The following is a 16946-nucleotide window of genomic DNA, read 5'->3' on the forward strand; positions in this document are numbered from 1 at the left end:
GTCTATTTTTTGTTATGTTCCAATTGGCGTAATTCCACTCGCCGGATTTTACCAGATGCCGTTTTCGGCAGTTCCGGTAAAAATTCAATGGCACGGGGATATTTGTATGGCGCTGTCAGGTCTTTGACATGTTGTTGCAATTCCTTCACCAATTCTTCTGAAGGCTCTGTTCCGGCAACGGGAACAACAAATGCTTTAACGATGGTTCCACGAATTTCATCCGGAGATGCGACTACTGCACATTCTTGGACAGCCGGATGTTTGACAAGTGCATCTTCCACTTCAAACGGACCAATCGTATAGCCAGATGAAATGATGATATCGTCTCCTCGTCCTTCGAACCAAAAATAACCATCCTTATCTTTTGACGCTTTATCCCCGGTTACATAATAATCGCCTCGAAATTGCATTTTGGTCCGTTCATCATCTTTGAAATACCCTTTGAACAAGGCCGGCGTTTCAACATGGACAGCAATATCTCCCACTTCTCCTGCCGCTGCAGGCTCGCCAAGCTCGTTGATAATTTCCACTCGGTTTCCGGGCGTTGGTTTACCCATTGATCCAATCCGGATTTCCATGCCCTTCATCACACCGACCAGAAGGGTGTTTTCAGTTTGGCCATAGCCATCGCGCACTTCAAGACTAAAATGTTCTTTGAAGACATTGATTACTTCAGCATTTAACGGTTCTCCTGCGGACACGGCGCTGTGCAACGATGTTAAATCGAACGAACCCAAGTTTTTCTGTTTCGCCATCAAGCGGTATTCTGTCGGCGTACAGCACAGTACATTAATTTTGCGTTGCTCCAGAATTTGCAGATAGGTTTCCGGATTAAATTTTCCGTTGTAGACGAAACCGGTTGCGCCGCTTCCAAGCGTCGCAACAAACGGGCTCCAGATCCATTTCTGCCAGCCTGGGCTCGCAGTCGCCCACACCAAATCGCCTTCTCTCGCACCAAGCCAGTGTTCAGCAGAGGTGCGGAGATGTGCGTATGCCCACCCATGGCTATGGACCGCACCCTTAGGATTTCCTGTTGTACCTGATGTATAAGATAAAAACGCCATATCGTCATTGCGTGTAACAACAGCATCAAATTTATCGGATGCATTTTCCATTTCTTCCGTCAATGAAATCCAGGAATTGTCGGAATTGCCGATAACAAACTTAGTAATTTTGTCTATTTCTCCGACATCCGTAAACTGATCCATGAACGGCTCATAGGCAATGACTGCTTTCGCTTCACTATGGTTCAAGCGATAAGAGATATCTTTTGCCCGCAGCATTTCCGAACTTGGAATGACAACAAGTCCTGCTTTTAATGCACCGATATAAGCAATGTAGGCTTCTATCAGCCGAGGAACCATGACCAATACAACGTCCCCTTTTTCTAGACCGGCTTTGCGAAAACTATTTGCCGCACGGTTCGCACGCTGGATCAATTCATCGTATGTAATTTGTTTCTGCTCACCTTTATCGTTTTCCCAAACAATTGCAAGCTTGCCATCTCCGATCGCGAACTTCTCGATTTCCTGCACCAGATTGTAATGCTCGGGAGCCACCAATTCTTCTCGTTTCAGCATGCTTCTCCTCCTAAGTATGTATTAATTTCCAATGCCTTCATTATACCGGAAGAGTTTTAGTATTCAAAATAATTTTACAATACAACGTATTTCCTCTTTTGAAAACAAAACAGTTTCGAGATTTCCAATACTATTCACTAACAAAAGAAAAAAACCGCCAAATGGCGGCTTTACAGTAAATTGTCATATGTTAGTTTTTCTTCTTTAACCCGCGGGAATTTTATAATTTCCCGTTGATCTACCGCTTCTTGGATAAGTTCATCAAAAGAGACAAAGTTCTCGTAATACTCGACTTTATCCAATTTCGGTTTGGTTTTCGGATTGGCCGGCGTGAAAATGGTGCAGCAATCTTCAAACGGGCGGATAGAAACTTCATACGTCTCAATTTTCTGGGCCGTTTCGATAATATCCAGTTTATCCATCGCAATTAACGGCCGAAGCACCGGGGTATGGGTCACTGCATTGATGGCACTCAAGCTTTCCAAAGTCTGGCTCGCTACTTGCCCTAGGCTTTCTCCTGTTATGATGGCTTTGCAATTCGTTTCTTCCAGCACTTTGTCCGCTACCCGCATCATCATGCGGCGAGTCGACGTCATTGTGATATTGTCCGGAACTTGCTTATGCACTTCTTGCTGAAGCTTTGTGAACGGAATGATATGCAAATTGACCGATGAACCAAACTGGCTCAGCTTCTCCGCCAAATCGTATACTTTTTCTTTTGCCCGATCATTGGTGAACGGCGGGCTGAAGAAATGGACCAGTTCTAGACGGACGCCGCGTTTCAGCATATGGTAGCCGGCTACCGGGCTATCGATTCCACCTGACAGCATAAGGAGTCCTTTGCCGCCAGCACCGACAGGCAATCCTCCGGCTCCTTGAATAACTTCCGCCATCATATAAGCCGCTTCTTCCCGGATTTCCACCTTCAGTTCAATATCCGGATGCTGCATCTGTACAGAAAGCTCCGAAAAGTTGCGCAGCACGTGTGAACCGAGTTCATGCATAATTTCGAGTTTTTCGAGAGGAAACGCTTTGTTGGGACGTTTAACCGTCACTTTGAACGTTTTTCCCTCGCGGTTGAGTTTTTTGACAACATCATACGCTGTTTGTTTCATTGCTTCCATATCTAATTCGGCTTCTATTACCGGACTGAACGACTGGATGCCGAAGACTTTAGGCAACCGCTGGATCACTTGTTCAATTTCGGCTTCATCATCTGAAGCAATAAACATGCGGTCACGTTCTGCTTTAATCCGGATGCCGCCCAAGTCCATAAATGTTTGCCTGACGTTATCCCTCAGCCGGCCAATAAAGGAACTCCGGTTTTTCCCTTTAGTCGATAATTCTCCATATCTGACGAGGATTTGATTTGTTTTCATACTGGTCATGCTCCTTTGATCAAACGGTAGACCCGTTCAAATGCTTTCTTGAAATGCTGAATGTCTTTCTTGGTGGTAAAAGTGCCGAAACTAATCCGGATTACCCCGTCTTTATAGGCGCGAGGCAGTCGGATGGCTTCAATCACATGGCTTGTTTCACTGCTCTTTGATGAACATGCACTCGAAGTTGAAACAACGATGCCTTCTTTTTGCAGGCCAGAAACAAGAATTTCACCTTTAAGTCCTTTTGCTGCTACTGATAATATGTGGGATGCTCCTCCTATCGGGCTCACTACCATCACATCGGAATAATTCCCCAAAAAATTTCGCAGATCGTTGTTCCACTTTTCATACATTGGATTTGCTTCGGCCAATCGCAAGGCCTTGGCTAATGCAGCTGCATGCGGCACAGAGACAGTTCCACTCCGCAATCCTGCCTCCTGCCCGCCACCAAACTGTATCGCTTTTAATTCTACATCATTGAATGCCAATACGCCGCTGCCTTTCAACCCATGAATTTTATGGGCAGACATGCTTAACAAATCCGGCATTGCTGTTTTATCGAAAACCAGCTTCCCGATGCTTTGAACAGCATCCACATGAAATAGCGTCCTTCCGTTTTTAAGGAGCCGGGCGATGTCGGCTATCGGATGTATCGTACCGATTTCATTGTTGACATGCATCAGGCTCACTAGAATCGTATCGTTTCTCAAGGCGCTCTTCAACTCATCGATACTGATATCTCCCGTACGGTCGACAGACAATCGGGTAATTTCAAACCCCTGTTCTTCAAGAACTTTCAAACTGTTCAATACGGAAGGATGTTCTGTCACCGCCGTGATAATATGTTTGCCACGCTGTTGGTACCTATAGGCTGCGCCTAAAATAGCCAAATTGTTCGCTTCCGTTCCCCCTGATGTAAAGACGACATGCTTCATATGCAGAAGATCGGCTATTTGCGCACGTGCTTTTTCAAGCAAATCTTCTGCTGCATTTCCCATTTGGTGCAACGAAGCCGGATTTCCATAAAATTGTTCGTTTGCTTTAACAAACGTTTCCAATATTTCTTTCTTAGGCTTTGTTGTTGCACTGTTGTCCAAATAAATCATGGTGCCACCTCCGAAAAGAAACCACCAGCTCCCAAAGCTGGTGGTTTCTTTTTATGTTTTACGTATGCCATGCCTCGTCTTTTGCCAGCACTTCGATGCGTTTCATCGAACCTGGCTCAAAGCTCTCGACTGCAGTAGCCGCTTCTTCCAGCGCTTTTGAATAGCGCAATTGCCGGAAAGATTCTTCGGCTTCCATTAACTTTGCATTCATTTGTGGATTTGTTTTGCGGAAGCGATTGCCATATTGGATAATGCGTTCAATCAGCCTTACATTCTCCACCATTTCTTTCGCTTTTTCTTCCACTTCATCGACACATTTTTCAGCTTTCACCAAATAATTATCAACAAGTTTCATGTTCAACGGCACTTCCTGCAGCCCTTGCATCGTGATGAACAAATGCTCTTCCGCTTCTTCCAAACGGACATCCATTTCTTCAGGAATTCCAGGCATATTCGCTTTATGAAGCATCCTGTCGGTTTCTTGCAGCGTCCGCTTAAGCGTCTCAAGTTTTGCCCGCGCTTCGTGTTCATCGATTCTTAAACTCTTCAGGGAATCAGTGAAGTTACGCTGGATTTGATCGACTTTCAGCAAGTCCTCACGGATATCAATCAATTCCTCAGCCAAGTTCGAATAAGCGGATTGATCTTCATTTAACCGAGATTCCAGCAAGTCAAAGCGCTTGTGCAATTCTTCCATTTTATCTAGACACGATTTCGGAATAGCTGCATCGCTTTCAGCAATCTTATAACTTAGCTGAACAACAGCACATTCATCTGACATATCCCGAGTATCTCTAGAAACAACTTCCAGCTGATTAGCTACTTCTACTTTATGTTTGTCGACATAGTGTTTTGCTTCAACTTCTCTTTCCAGAAGTTCATAGAAGGAATCGATTTTTTCTTTCATCTCTTCCACTTTCATTTTTGGTTCTTCTGTATTCAAATCAATAATATTCTGTTTTAATACCACTAGTTCTTCTTCCATGCCATTTAGCTGGGAACCCAGTTCCAGATGATTCAGATAATAGCTCTGGTCTTCCATTTCCCGTTGCCCATTGCGCAATTCATTGATATAGGAAGGAATCCGTGACTGCACGTCTGACAAGAGCGGTGGAATATCGTCAATCAGCGCAAAAACACGTTTACTTTCCTCGACTAAGCCCATGACGATTTCCCGCGCTTTCAAGTAATTGCCTTCTGAAGTCAGTTTGTCATATTCATTGAAGAGCGGTGTAAAAGATTCCAGCTTTTTCTCAAGAGGAGCAGCTGCAGCACCATATGAATGCTGATGGGCTAGCAAGTTTTTACGCGCCTGGCGATATTGGTCTTTCATCAATTCCATCTCGCTACGGTTTTTTTCCTCACTGCCGATCAGGTCTTCCAACTCGATTAAAATTTCATTCATTTGCTGATCGACTTTTTCTATTCTGGTTTCGATTTCACTTTCAATTGAACTTGCTTTCCCGAATTTAAAACGCTCGATCGCGTCTTCTGCATCAAACATCGAGGCATCAATTTTCGGAATATGTACATCCATCACTTCAGTCCATATGTTACGCCAACGTTCGAACATTTCCTCCGTTTGGCCGTTCATGTTCAACTGTTTCACTTTTGTCAATTCTTCAAGTATTGGTTTGTTTTGTATTTGCAGTTTTAACTGTTCCAAGCGTTCAATTTCCGCGTAATGCTTTTTGCGAAACAAAAAGCCGAGGATAATCAGCGCTAATAGAATGATGACCGCAATGATGATATACTTCATCATAAGTCATATAGCCTCCTGTTCAAAATCCATTTCCAGCTTAAAGTAAATGCATTTCATGATTCTTTCATTTTAACATGTATTCTATCTTTTTGTTTGCCAATTTAAAAGAAATGGATAAATATTTTTCAGCTAAAAGAAAGCGGGTGTTTTTTATGAAACGGGATGGACACATTCATACGCCTTTTTGTCCGCATGGCACAAAGGATTCATTTGAACTTTACATAGAAAAAGCGATTGCATCCGGGTTTACCGATATTTCATTTACCGAACATGCTCCCCTCCCCTCTTCTTTCACCGATCCAACACCTTTGAAAGACAGTGGAATGAGCCTAAAACAATTATACCCATATATTGACGCCGTATCCAAAGCTAAAGATGCATACCGAAAAGAGATCCGAATCCGTGTAGGGCTTGAAGTGGATTTTATCGAGGGTTTCGAGCAGGAAACAAAAACATTATTGGATGAAATCGGACCAAGCCTGGATGATGCTATTTTGTCTGTGCACTTTTTAAAAATCGATGGACAGTACCATTGCGTAGATTATAGTAAAGAAGCTTTTGCAGCTATCAGCGGTAAGGCAGGTTCGGTCCAATGCGTATACGATAAGTACTATCAAACAGTTGAAGCTTCCATTTCAGCCGATCTTGGTGCCTATAAACCAAAGCGGATCGGTCATCCGACACTTGTCCATAAATTCCAGTTGGCTCATGGAGAAAAGATCGACGATCGCACACAAATCGAACAGCTCCTTCAAAGAATCGCTGGGGTTGGTTACGAAATCGACTTGAACAGCGCAGGATTCTCCAAACCGGAATGTTTGGAGCCTTACCCGCCAGAGCGCTATATAAAGCAAGCCGCAGATCTTGGCATACCGCTTGTTTTTGGTTCTGATGCCCATAACGCCAAAGGCTTGCATAACCATTACAGCAAACTCTATAATAAAGAAATCTTAAAATGAAATGAGGTTGCTTATGTTTACTCAAACAAGCTACAGCGGCACAAGCACAGAACAATACAACTTGCTTGGCAAACAACTAGATGCATTATTAACTGGCGAATCCAACCAGACCGCCAATTTGAGCAACGCCTCCGCTTTGTTGAACCAGTTTCTCGAACGGATCAACTGGGTTGGTTTTTATTTGATGGAGAACGGTGAATTGGTTCTTGGGCCATTCCAAGGATTGCCTGCCTGTGTCCGTATTAAGGTCGGCAGAGGCGTCTGCGGAACAGCAGTTGCCGAAAAGAAAACCATGCTGATTGACAATGTCCACGAATTTCCTGGACACATCGCATGCGATGCCGCTTCTCAATCTGAGATCGTTATTCCACTGATCAAAGACGGAGAAGTAATCGGCGTTCTCGATATTGACAGCCCTGAACTCCGCCGCTTTTCGAAAGAAGATCAAGCGGGGTTGGAGCACTTTACAGAAGTCTTAATGAAGCACCTATAAACAAAAGGCCAGAAACTTTTAAAAGTTTCTGGCCTTTTTTATTTATCATTGAATTTCCTGCAGCTCTAGTTTCACTTTTTCAAACGCTTGCGCTAGATCTTCTATTAAATCATCCGTATGTTCAAGTCCGACTGACAGTCGCAGCAGTGAATCGCTGATGCCCATCGCATCCCGTTCTTTTTTTGGAACAGCCGCATGAGTCATCGTAGCAGGATGTTGAACCAATGTCTCCGCGTCTCCTAAACTGACGGCGATTTTGATAAGCGATAAGGCATTCATAAATGCCTGCGCTTCTTTTTTGCCGCCTTCGATTTCAAACGAGATCAATCCCCCGCCTTCTCTCATTTGTTTAACGGCAATATCGTACTGAGGGTGCGCAGAATCGAAAGGGTAGTAGATCTGTTTGACACTTGGCTCCTTCTGCAGAAAGGCCAATAGTTTTTTAGCATTGGCTACGTGCCGGTCCATTCTGATGTGCAGCGTCTTCAAGCCCCTTATCAACAACCAGGCATCAAACGGCGACATGATGCCGCCCATGTCTTTTTGGACCGTTTTCCGCAGGCGGCTCATTTCTTCCTCATCTTTTCCGATCAATATACCGCCTACCACATCGCCATGGCCATTCAGATATTTAGTGGCACTGTGCAGCACATAATCCGCTCCCATCAGCAACGGGTTCTGCAAATAGGGTGAACTGAACGTATTATCCACCACTATAGGAATGCCTCTGCGAGAAGCGACAGCAGCAACTGCCTCCAGATTGACCAGTTCCATTGTCGGGTTGATCGGTGTTTCTACATATATGCAGGCTGTTTCTGGCCGGATGGCTTGTTCGATTTCTTCTTCTGTAATCAACGAAACCAAATCGTGGGTAATGCCGTATTTTTCATTCATGATTTCCAGCAGTCCGAATGTACAGCCGTATATTCCTCGGGAACATAAAATGTGGTCTCCTGCTTTCGTCAAATAGACTAAGATGGCACTCACGGCCGCCATGCCGGATCCAAAAGCAAGTGCGCCTTTTCCATACTCAATTTCTTTCATGCGCTCTTCCAAAACCCGTACGGTCGGATTGCCTAACCTGGAGTATATATTTCCTTCACTATTTCCGGCGAAGCGGTTTTCTCCTTCTTCCGCATTTGCAAATGAAAAAGTTGATGTCTGGTAAAGCGGTGTTGCTAAACTATCATGATGAACCGCACTTTCATAGCCTTTATGAATAATGGCTGTTTCCATCTTAATGTTTTGCTTTTTCATTTCACACACCCCTTATCAAGTATAGAAAGCGCTTACATTACTTCTTCTTTCATTTTAGCTTGAATGATAAAAAAAGAAAAGCCGATCATTTTTGCTTTATTTGTTTCCATTGACTTTTACAATACAAATCGGTTATACTACTCTTTGTGTAAAATAATCGCAGCAGTTGTATGTGCGGGTTTGTCCATTTTATTCCTCATAGTAGGTGTATCGCGTAACTCATGGCTGCAGAGCGAAGGTACATGAAAATAAAATGGCTTACAGCATGAATGCATCTGGTTTTTATTTTACTCTAAAAACCAAAAACAGAGGAGGAGACATATATGTCTCGTTATACAGGTCCATCATGGAAACTGTCACGCCGCCTAGGAGTATCTCTTAGCGGAACAGGTAAAGAACTAGAAAAACGCCCTTACGCACCAGGTCAACACGGTGCTAACCAACGCAGAAAAGTTTCTGAATACGGTTTGCAACTTCAAGAAAAACAAAAACTTCGTTTCATGTACGGAGTAAACGAACGCCAATTTAAAACATTGTTCAACAAAGCTGGCAAAATGCCAGGTAAACACGGTGAAAACTTCATGATCTTGCTTGAAGCTCGCCTTGATAACGTTGTTTATCGTTTAGGCCTTGCGCGCACTCGTCGCCAAGCTCGCCAAATCGTAAACCACGGCCACATCCTTGTTGATGGCAAACGCGTTGATATTCCTTCATTCAGCGTGAAACCAGGTCAAACAATTGCTTTCCGCGAGCGTTCTAACAACATGGACGTAGTTAACGAAGCAATCGAAGTAAGCAACTTTGTTCCTGAATATGTAACTATCGATACTGATAGCAAAACAGGTACTTTTGTACGCTTCCCTGAGCGCAGCGAATTGTCTGCTGAAATCAACGAATCATTAATCGTAGAGTTCTACTCTCGTTAATAGTGAGTCCCTTAAAGAAGCCCCGCTTTTGCGGTGGCTTCTTTTTTATGTTTCGGACAAGTTTTTACTTCCGCCTTTTGACTATGGTAAACTGAGGAAAAAAGCGGGGGTATAAATATGCGAGTCATCTCTATTTGTCCAAGCAACACAGAACTTCTTGCCTTTTTAGGCGCCGATCATATGCTGGTAGCTGTCGATGACTTTTCCGACTGGCCAATGAGCGTTAATAGTTTGCCGAGGCTTGGCCCTGATTTATCCATCCGCATGGATGAGTTGGAAGCATTAAACCCCGATTTAGTTCTTGCCTCGCTTAGCGTACCAGGTATGGAAAAAAACGTGGACGAACTGATCAAACGAAAAATCCCCCACTTAGTTTTAGATCCCCAATCTTTAACTGAAATAGGCAACGATCTTCTGGCCGTCGGACAAGCATGCGGAATTGATGCAATGCCGATCCTTGCAGAATATTCAGCTGTTATTGAAGAACTTAAAAGCCGTTCGGCTAAAGCAGCGTCTCGCCCTTCGCTTTACTGGGAATGGTGGCCAAAACCGATTTTCACTCCAGGACGAATTAATTGGCTGACGGAAATCAGCGAAATCACCGGAGCCCGAAACGTTTTTGACGATATCGATTCCGCAAATTTCCAAACTGATTGGGATGAAGTGAAAAAGCGCGACCCTGATTTTATCTTGCTTGCATGGGTCGGGATTATGACGTCCAAAGTTAAACCTGAGCTTGTGCGAAAGCGGCCCGGCTGGGAAGAGATGAAAGCTTTCGAAAACATTCATATAATGGAAGAAGAATTGTACTGCCGCCCTTCCCCCCGCTTGATTGAAGGCGCTCTGCGGCTAGGTGCATTAGTCCACCCGGATTTGTTCGGCAATATGGAGCTGCCTGGGTTCATAAAAGAAAAACAACTATAGGAGTAACATATGCTTAGAATACTAGCAATCACTGAAGAAAATGAACTGCTCGTCAATCCGCCCCTCGAATCATTAGAAAGCATGAAGTGGTACTGGGCAGATTTCAATATGCCGACTGATGAAGAAACAAGCTTGCTCGGCAGTTACTTTCACTTCCATCCGCTTGCCATAGAAGACTGCATTCACTCGCTTCAACGGCCAAAGCTCGAACATTACGAAAATCTAAGTTTTCTTGTTTTTCATTCATTAAACCACCAGACGCTTGAAACTTCCGAGGTGGATTTGTTCATTACCGAGAACTTTACAGTATCTTTCCATTACGAAGATTTGCAGGAAATCAATTATGTTTGGGACCATTTCCGGCGTTCAACGAGTGCCGACCGCCTCAAACCTGTCGAAGTCGTTTATAAAATCATGGATAAAGTGGTGGATGCGGTTTTCCCGATTATGGACGAGTTGGAAGACCGCTTGCTTGGAATTGAATACTTAGGCGAGGATCAGCTTGCCGGCAATGTAATCATCCAGAAAACGTTTGATATTCGAAGAGATTTGTTGAAACTTAGGCATACTGTCATGCCGATGCGAGATCTGGTTTACCGGATATTAGAGTCAAAGCGTTTCATCATCCAGGAACAAAAGCGCGCCTATTTCCAAGACATCCATGATCACCTGATAAAACTCAGCCAACTTATCGAGTCTAACCGAGAGCTGACTTCAGATATTCGCGACAGCTACATATCCATGAACTCTTTCCGAATGAATAATATTATGAAAACATTGACGGTAATTACTACCATTTTCATGCCGCTTACTTTTCTAGCGGGCATTTATGGCATGAATTTCGAGAATATGCCGGAACTTCAGTGGGAATCGGGGTATTTTACTGTACTCGGTATCATGCTTGTTACCGGCACTGGAATGTTTCTTTGGTTCAAATACAAAGGATGGTTCAACAGCGAATAAAATGGTTCGAATCAAAAGCGGCCAAATAAACTGTTGTAAAACATAAAGATTGCAGACCGATTGGAGGAAATAATGTGAAAAAACAAGTAGTCGTTATCGGACTAGGCCGGTTCGGCACGAGCGTCTGCAAAGAACTGCATAAATTGGGCCATGAAGTATTAGCGATTGATCGAAATGTCGAGCGGGTCAATGGACTATTGGATTTTTCCGCCCATGCAGTAGTGGCCGATGCAACGGACGAGAAAAGCCTAAAGTCGTTGGGTGTACGCAACTTTGACCATGGAATTGTTGCGATCGGCGATAATCTCCAGTCGAGTGTTTTATGCACATTGATGCTCAAGGAAATCGGCTTGAAGAAAGTTTGGGTAAAAGCACGCGATCTGCAGCATCAGACTATTCTGGAACGCGTTGGTGCCGATCGGGTCATTCAGCCGGAAAATGAAATGGGCATACGTGTAGCTCATCATATGGATTCCGAAAAACTGATTGATTACATCGATCTTTCAAAAGATTACAGTATTGTAGAATTGGTAGCCACCGAGAAAACGGCAAATAAAAGTTTAAATCAAGTGAATATTAACGCCAAATATGGCTGTACAATCCTTGCCATTAAACGGGGTGAAGAAGTAAATATTGTACCGCTTCCTTCAGATGTGATTCGCCTCGGTGATATTTTGATTATCATTGGACATCGTGAAGATTTAAAACGTTTTGAAGACAGAAGTGTTTAATCCTTTAGTTCCAGTAAAAAAGCCATCCGCCTAAAAATAGGCGAATGGCTTTTTATATTATTGGAATTGAACCATGTGGTATTTTTTCTTGCCGCGTCGGACGATGGCAAATGTATCTTCTAAACGATCTTTAGCATCAACCACATACTCCAGATCGGTCACTTTTTCGCCATTCACTGAAATTGCGCCATTCGCTACATCTTCCCGCGCCTGTCTTTTCGAAGAAGAAATGCCAGCTTCAACAATTAAATCGATGATAACTTTCGGCTCTTTCGCCATCTCAACAGAAGGTACGTCTTTAAACGCCGCTTTCATTTCGCTGGCAGACAATGCTTTCAAGTCGCCGCTGAACAACGCTTTTGTAATACGGATTGCATCGTCTAGCGCCTCTTCCCCGTGAATCAGCTTTGTCATTTCTTCAGCCAATACTTTCTGGGCTTTTCGCAAATGCGGTTCATTCTCGACCGTCACTTGCAGCGCTTCAATTTCTTCACGGCTGATGAACGTGAAAATTTTCAAGTACTTGATAACATCCGCATCTGCCGTATTGATCCAAAATTGGTAGAATTCATAAGGCGACGTTTTTTTCGCGTCAAGCCATACTGCACCGCCAGCAGTTTTTCCGAACTTTGTGCCGTCCGCTTTTGTCACGAGCGGAATCGTGATGCCGAAAGCTTTTGTTTCTTCCTCGTGCGTCTTACGGATAACTTCAAGGCCTGAAGTGATATTGCCCCATTGGTCGGACCCCCCGATTTGCACGCGGCAATTGAAATGGTTGTACAGGTGATTATAGTCGATCGCCTGGATAAGCGTGTAGGAGAATTCCGTAAATGAGATTCCATTTTCTAAACGCGAGGCAACCGATTCTTTCGCCAGCATGTAATTGACCGAAATCAATTTTCCGTAATCACGCAAAAATTCAATTATACTCATTTGGCCGATCCAGTCGCGGTTGTTGACCATCTGTGCCCCATTTTGGGACTGGAAGTCAAATATCTGCTCCATCTGAACTTTGATCGCTTCAACGTTTTTATCGATTTGATCCGTTGTTTGAAGTTGCCGTTCTTCGTTGCGGCCCGAAGGATCGCCGATCATTCCAGTCGCTCCCCCAACCAATAAAATCGGTTGATGGCCGTGCATTTGGAAACGGCGCAATGTCAGTAACGGTACAATATGGCCAATATGCATACTATCTGCAGTCGGATCGACTCCACAGTATAGGGAAATTTTTTCTTCATCAAGCAATTTTGCAAGTCCTTCTTCATCGGTTTGTTGGTATAACAAACCGCGCCATTGTAAATCTTTGATTAATTCATTTGCCATTTTAGTTCCTCCTTAAAATATAAGTTTAGTGAATGTTACCTTTTACCTTCCGCTGTTTTGACCGATAATAGCGATCAAGAAAACATGAATCCCGCCTGAAAATAAAAAAGCCCCTGCATGAAAGTTCATGCAGGGACGCTATTGCGCGGTACCACCCAGCTTGGAGATGTGCTCTCCCGACTCACCCTGTGCCGAACGGGGCACTTCCGTAAACTCCAAGCCTGTAATTCAGCCGCTGCGTTTTGACCGGTTCGCACCATCCACCGGCTCTCTTGACAAAAATCGCACGCCCTACTTCGGACTCTTCAACGTTTTAAATATGAATATAATAAGTAGTTTACTTTATTCTAACATATTGTCAATAACCTTCGTTGCAATTAGGAGAATATGATATAATAAGACAAGATTTTAGGAGGTTGATAACGTGCTCGATCAATTAAAAAACTGGCTCACTAAAGCTGAAGAGTCTTACAATAGATGGTCATCCACCAAGTGGGTTAAACGCTTTAATATAACTACAGGCGTCCTTTGGAATCTGGCCATTTTGCTTGCGATTATATTTGTCGCCAGCGGTGTGTTTGCCGCTTCAGTAGGTGCCGGCTATTTTGCTTCATTAGTCGACGAGGAAAAGCTTCGGACCCCTGAAGAAATGCGGGACGAAGTTTATAGCTATGAAGAAACTTCAGAGCTCTATTTTGCTGGAGAAGTTTACTTTGGAAAACTTCGCACGGATTTGGAACGAACGGAGACCAGGCTAGATAAGGTGTCTGAAAATGCAATTAATGCTGTTCTTGCTACGGAAGATGAGTATTTTGAAGAACATAACGGAATCGTGCCAAAAGCGATTTTCCGCGGATTATTCCAGGATGTATCGAACTCCGATAGCCAGACTGGTGGTTCAACACTAACACAACAGCTTATCAAAAATCAGATTTTAACAAATGAAGTTTCTTACGAACGAAAAGCAAAAGAAATTCTATTAGCTATGCGTCTTGAGAAATTCATGACCAAAGACGAAATTATGGAAGCTTACTTGAATATCATTCCCTACGGCCGAAATTCTGCCGGTACAAACATTGCCGGGATTGAAACGGCAGCAAAAAGTATTTTTAATGTTTCTGCAAGCGAATTGAATTTGCCTCAGGCAGCATTCATTGCCGGCATTCCAAAAGCTCCCTTCCTTTATACGCCTTACCAAAAAGATGATAAAAAAGGTGGCGAACTAAAAAGTGATGAGGGTCTTCAGCCTGGAATCGATCGGATGAAAACTGTTCTTTACCGCATGAAAGAAACGGAATACATTACAGAAAAAGAGTATGATGAAGCACTCGCTTATGATATTAAAAAAGATTTCCGTGAGAATGAAGGCCGTGCTTACGACAAATACTATTATGTAACTACCGAGTTGGAAAAACGTGCAACCCGCATCATTATGGATGTGCTGGCAGAAAAAGATGGAGTCGAACCAAAAACGTTAGATGAAAACGACAAACTTTTTGAAGAATATGCCATCCTTGCTGACCGCGCAGTCCGTTCAAACGGATACCGCATTTATTCGACAATCAACAAAGATTTATACGATGCCCAGCAAAAAGCAAAAGACAGTTATAAAGCCTATGGTACAACACGCAACGGCAAAGGGATCAACACTGAAGGCGAAGAAGTGGAAAAAGAGTTTCCTGTCCAAGTCGGCAGTATGACAATCGAAAACAAATCAGGCCGCATCTTAAGCTTTGTCGGTGGACGCGATCCTAAGGTTGAACAATTGAACCACGCTACACAAGGTTTCCGGTCAATCGGCTCTACCGTAAAGCCTCTGCTCGTATACGGACCTGCCATTGAGTATGGAAAAATCGGCGCCGGCAGCCCGGTAGTCGACGTCAAGTTTGAGAAAAATGACAATGGAACAATGTGGAGACCTGCTAACTTCGTCCCGACCAGCGAACAAGGCATTATGCCGGCGCGCGATGCATTAGCACAGTCCCAAAACTTGCCGGCACTCCGTTTGTTCGCGCAGATCAACGATCAAATGCCAATCAATTACATGTTGGATAGTGGTTTTTCCAGAGTTAAAGAAAGCAGTAACTATATCCCTTCTGCTGCACTTGGGGGCGGTGTTGAAGGGTCAGTAGAAGAGATTACGAACGGGTATGCAATGGTTGCCAACGGCGGTAAATTTGTTGATGCATATATGATCGAACAAATCAAAGACGCTGAAGGCAATGTAGTCTTTGAACATAAATCAACAGAGAAAGAAGTATTTACGCCTCAAACTTCGTATATACTTACGGATATGCTCCGCGATGTATTTGAAGATGATCGAGGAACAGCCAACCGGGCAAACGGCTTGTTGAAATTCAACGCAGATTTTGCCGGAAAAACAGGTACGACCCAACAGACAAGAGATGTCTGGTTGATCGGTTATAATCCGAATATTACAATGGGTGTTTGGTTAGGCTATGACAAAGAGAAATACTCGTTGGCTGACTTCCCTAACCGTGACTTGCAGCCTTCGACACGCGTCAACCAATTATGGGCTAGTTTAATGAATACTTCTTACGAAGCTGCTCCAAAACTGATCGGTGCCGATAAAAAGTTCAAACAACCGAAAGGTGTTGTCACCCGTTCTTTCTGTGCAATCTCCGGTCTTGCTCCGGGCGGTTCATGTTCAGGTGCCGGTTTAGTGAAAGCCGATTTGTTTAACGAAAAAGCGATGGTTCCTTCCAAGAAAGACGACAGCTTGACTTCAGGGTCATATACTACAATCAATGGCAGCCGCTATGCTGCTCTTGATAGTACACCAAGAGAATTTGTAACTAGCGGAGGCGCTGGTGTATCTCAAGCGTTTATTGAGCGCATGCTTGCACCATATGGCGGCGATGCAAGCAAACTATTCCCTGGCAGCTCACGATACTCAACAGTGGTTGCAGGAGCTAAATTTAATGTAGATGGCGTCGCTCCGGCTGGAGTAAGCGCAGCATTGAGCGGCAATACATTGACTTGGAGCAATTCATCTTCGAACGATGTTGTCGGCTACCGCGTCTACCGGGATGGCAGCGGCTCTCCTCTCGCTTCTATTTCGGAATCCAGAGGAAATGCTTTTAGCGTACCTGGGGCGGGCAGCTATTATGTAGTAGCTGTAGATATTACTGGGAAACAATCCGGTAAATCCAATGTAGTGAGCATTGAAGCAGAAAAGCCAAAAGTTGAACCAAAAGAAGAAAAAGAAGAAAAAGAATCAACTCCAGCTCCTGAGAAAGACACTTCTTCTGATGACAAAAAAGAAGAACCTAAACCGGCTGATAGCAATAAGAAAGACGAAAGCAAAGATAAAAATAAAGACAAAGAAAAAGAAAAACCAGCTGAACCTAAAGAGCCAGAAGAAGATAAAGAAAAGCCGGCTGAACCTAAAGAGCCAAAAGAAGATAAAGAAAAGCCGGCCGAGCCTAAAGAACCGGAAGATGAAGAAAAACCAAAAGACGAAGAATAAGTTCCTTACAAACCGGTCCGCCTATAGCGGATCGGTTTTTGTATGTAAAA

13 protein-coding genes are annotated in these 16946 nt (G+C 43.7%); 7 read left to right on the forward strand and 6 right to left on the reverse strand.

Going from position 1 to position 16946, the window contains the following annotated elements; genetic code table 11:
* Positions 1-2 precede the first annotated feature (2 nt).
* The 4 genes from mbcS to ezrA all read right to left on the reverse strand — a co-directional run bounded on the left by mbcS (position 3) and on the right by ezrA (position 5830).
* A complete protein-coding gene (gene mbcS, locus B0H99_RS13955; protein WP_106534369.1) occupies positions 3-1577 on the reverse strand; it encodes an acyl-CoA synthetase MbcS in 1575 nt (524 codons plus the stop codon).
* A gap of 173 nt (positions 1578-1750) precedes the next feature.
* A complete protein-coding gene (gene thiI / locus B0H99_RS13960) occupies positions 1751-2959 on the reverse strand; it encodes a tRNA uracil 4-sulfurtransferase ThiI (protein ID WP_106534307.1) in 1209 nt (402 codons plus the stop codon).
* 5 nt (positions 2960-2964) lie between these two features.
* Entirely contained in the window at positions 2965-4068 is a 1104-nt protein-coding gene (locus B0H99_RS13965) for a cysteine desulfurase family protein (RefSeq protein ID WP_106534308.1), read from the reverse strand.
* Between the two features lie 58 nt (positions 4069-4126).
* Positions 4127-5830: a septation ring formation regulator EzrA gene (gene ezrA, locus B0H99_RS13970; RefSeq protein ID WP_106534309.1), complete on the reverse strand. Its 1704-nt coding sequence runs from the start codon at positions 5828-5830 to the stop codon at positions 4127-4129.
* A 152-nt stretch (positions 5831-5982) separates the two neighbouring features.
* On the opposite strand from ezrA, the gene hisJ reads away from it, so the two are divergent.
* Positions 5983-6789, forward strand: a complete 807-nt coding sequence (gene hisJ, locus B0H99_RS13975; protein ID WP_106534310.1) for a histidinol-phosphatase HisJ — start codon at positions 5983-5985, stop codon at positions 6787-6789.
* Positions 6790-6802: 13 nt separating this feature from the next.
* Positions 6803-7282 (forward strand): GAF domain-containing protein, encoded by a 480-nt coding sequence (locus B0H99_RS13980; protein WP_106534311.1) that lies wholly within the window; start codon positions 6803-6805, stop codon positions 7280-7282.
* A 45-nt stretch (positions 7283-7327) separates the two neighbouring features.
* Here the strand turns inward: B0H99_RS13980 and megL are convergent, their stop codons facing one another.
* Entirely contained in the window at positions 7328-8539 is a 1212-nt protein-coding gene (gene megL, locus B0H99_RS13985) for a methionine gamma-lyase (protein WP_106534312.1), read from the reverse strand.
* 323 nt (positions 8540-8862) lie between these two features.
* Between megL and rpsD the strand changes: the two genes are divergently transcribed.
* The 4 genes from rpsD (at position 8863) to B0H99_RS14005 (ending at position 12083) form a co-directional block, all read left to right on the forward strand.
* A complete protein-coding gene (gene rpsD, locus B0H99_RS13990) occupies positions 8863-9465 on the forward strand; it encodes a 30S ribosomal protein S4 (RefSeq protein WP_106534313.1) in 603 nt (200 codons plus the stop codon).
* A 117-nt stretch (positions 9466-9582) separates the two neighbouring features.
* A complete protein-coding gene (locus B0H99_RS13995) occupies positions 9583-10389 on the forward strand; it encodes a cobalamin-binding protein (protein ID WP_106534314.1) in 807 nt (268 codons plus the stop codon).
* Between the two features lie 9 nt (positions 10390-10398).
* On the forward strand, positions 10399-11352 hold the full coding sequence (gene corA / locus B0H99_RS14000; RefSeq protein ID WP_106534315.1) for a magnesium/cobalt transporter CorA: 954 nt from the start codon (positions 10399-10401) through the stop codon (positions 11350-11352).
* 74 nt (positions 11353-11426) lie between these two features.
* A complete protein-coding gene (locus B0H99_RS14005; RefSeq protein ID WP_106534316.1) occupies positions 11427-12083 on the forward strand; it encodes a potassium channel family protein in 657 nt (218 codons plus the stop codon).
* A 57-nt stretch (positions 12084-12140) separates the two neighbouring features.
* Here the strand turns inward: B0H99_RS14005 and tyrS are convergent, their stop codons facing one another.
* Positions 12141-13406, reverse strand: coding sequence for a tyrosine--tRNA ligase (gene tyrS / locus B0H99_RS14010; protein ID WP_106534317.1), 1266 nt, complete (start codon positions 13404-13406; stop codon positions 12141-12143).
* Between the two features lie 424 nt (positions 13407-13830).
* On the opposite strand from tyrS, the gene B0H99_RS14015 reads away from it, so the two are divergent.
* Positions 13831-16896, forward strand: coding sequence for a transglycosylase domain-containing protein (locus tag B0H99_RS14015; RefSeq protein WP_106534318.1), 3066 nt, complete (start codon positions 13831-13833; stop codon positions 16894-16896).
* Positions 16897-16946 lie beyond the last annotated feature (50 nt).

Origin of the sequence: Planomicrobium soli, from assembly GCF_003014655.1 — a bacterium.
Taxonomy (GTDB): domain Bacteria; phylum Bacillota; class Bacilli; order Bacillales_A; family Planococcaceae; genus Planococcus; species Planococcus soli_B.

What these genes read in the sequence shown, in the direction of transcription:
- thiI (WP_106534307.1), bottom strand. Translation starts at nt 2,959, where the DNA reads ATGAAAACAAATCAAATCCTCGTCAGATATGGAGAATTATCGACTAAA.
- B0H99_RS13965 (WP_106534308.1), bottom strand. Translation starts at nt 4,068, where the DNA reads ATGATTTATTTGGACAACAGTGCAACAACAAAGCCTAAGAAAGAAATA.
- ezrA (WP_106534309.1), bottom strand. Translation starts at nt 5,830, where the DNA reads ATGATGAAGTATATCATCATTGCGGTCATCATTCTATTAGCGCTGATT.
- hisJ (WP_106534310.1), top strand. Translation starts at nt 5,983, where the DNA reads ATGAAACGGGATGGACACATTCATACGCCTTTTTGTCCGCATGGCACA.
- B0H99_RS13980 (WP_106534311.1), top strand. Translation starts at nt 6,803, where the DNA reads ATGTTTACTCAAACAAGCTACAGCGGCACAAGCACAGAACAATACAAC.
- megL (WP_106534312.1), bottom strand. Translation starts at nt 8,539, where the DNA reads ATGAAAAAGCAAAACATTAAGATGGAAACAGCCATTATTCATAAAGGC.
- rpsD (WP_106534313.1), top strand. Translation starts at nt 8,863, where the DNA reads ATGTCTCGTTATACAGGTCCATCATGGAAACTGTCACGCCGCCTAGGA.
- B0H99_RS13995 (WP_106534314.1), top strand. Translation starts at nt 9,583, where the DNA reads ATGCGAGTCATCTCTATTTGTCCAAGCAACACAGAACTTCTTGCCTTT.
- corA (WP_106534315.1), top strand. Translation starts at nt 10,399, where the DNA reads ATGCTTAGAATACTAGCAATCACTGAAGAAAATGAACTGCTCGTCAAT.
- tyrS (WP_106534317.1), bottom strand. Translation starts at nt 13,406, where the DNA reads ATGGCAAATGAATTAATCAAAGATTTACAATGGCGCGGTTTGTTATAC.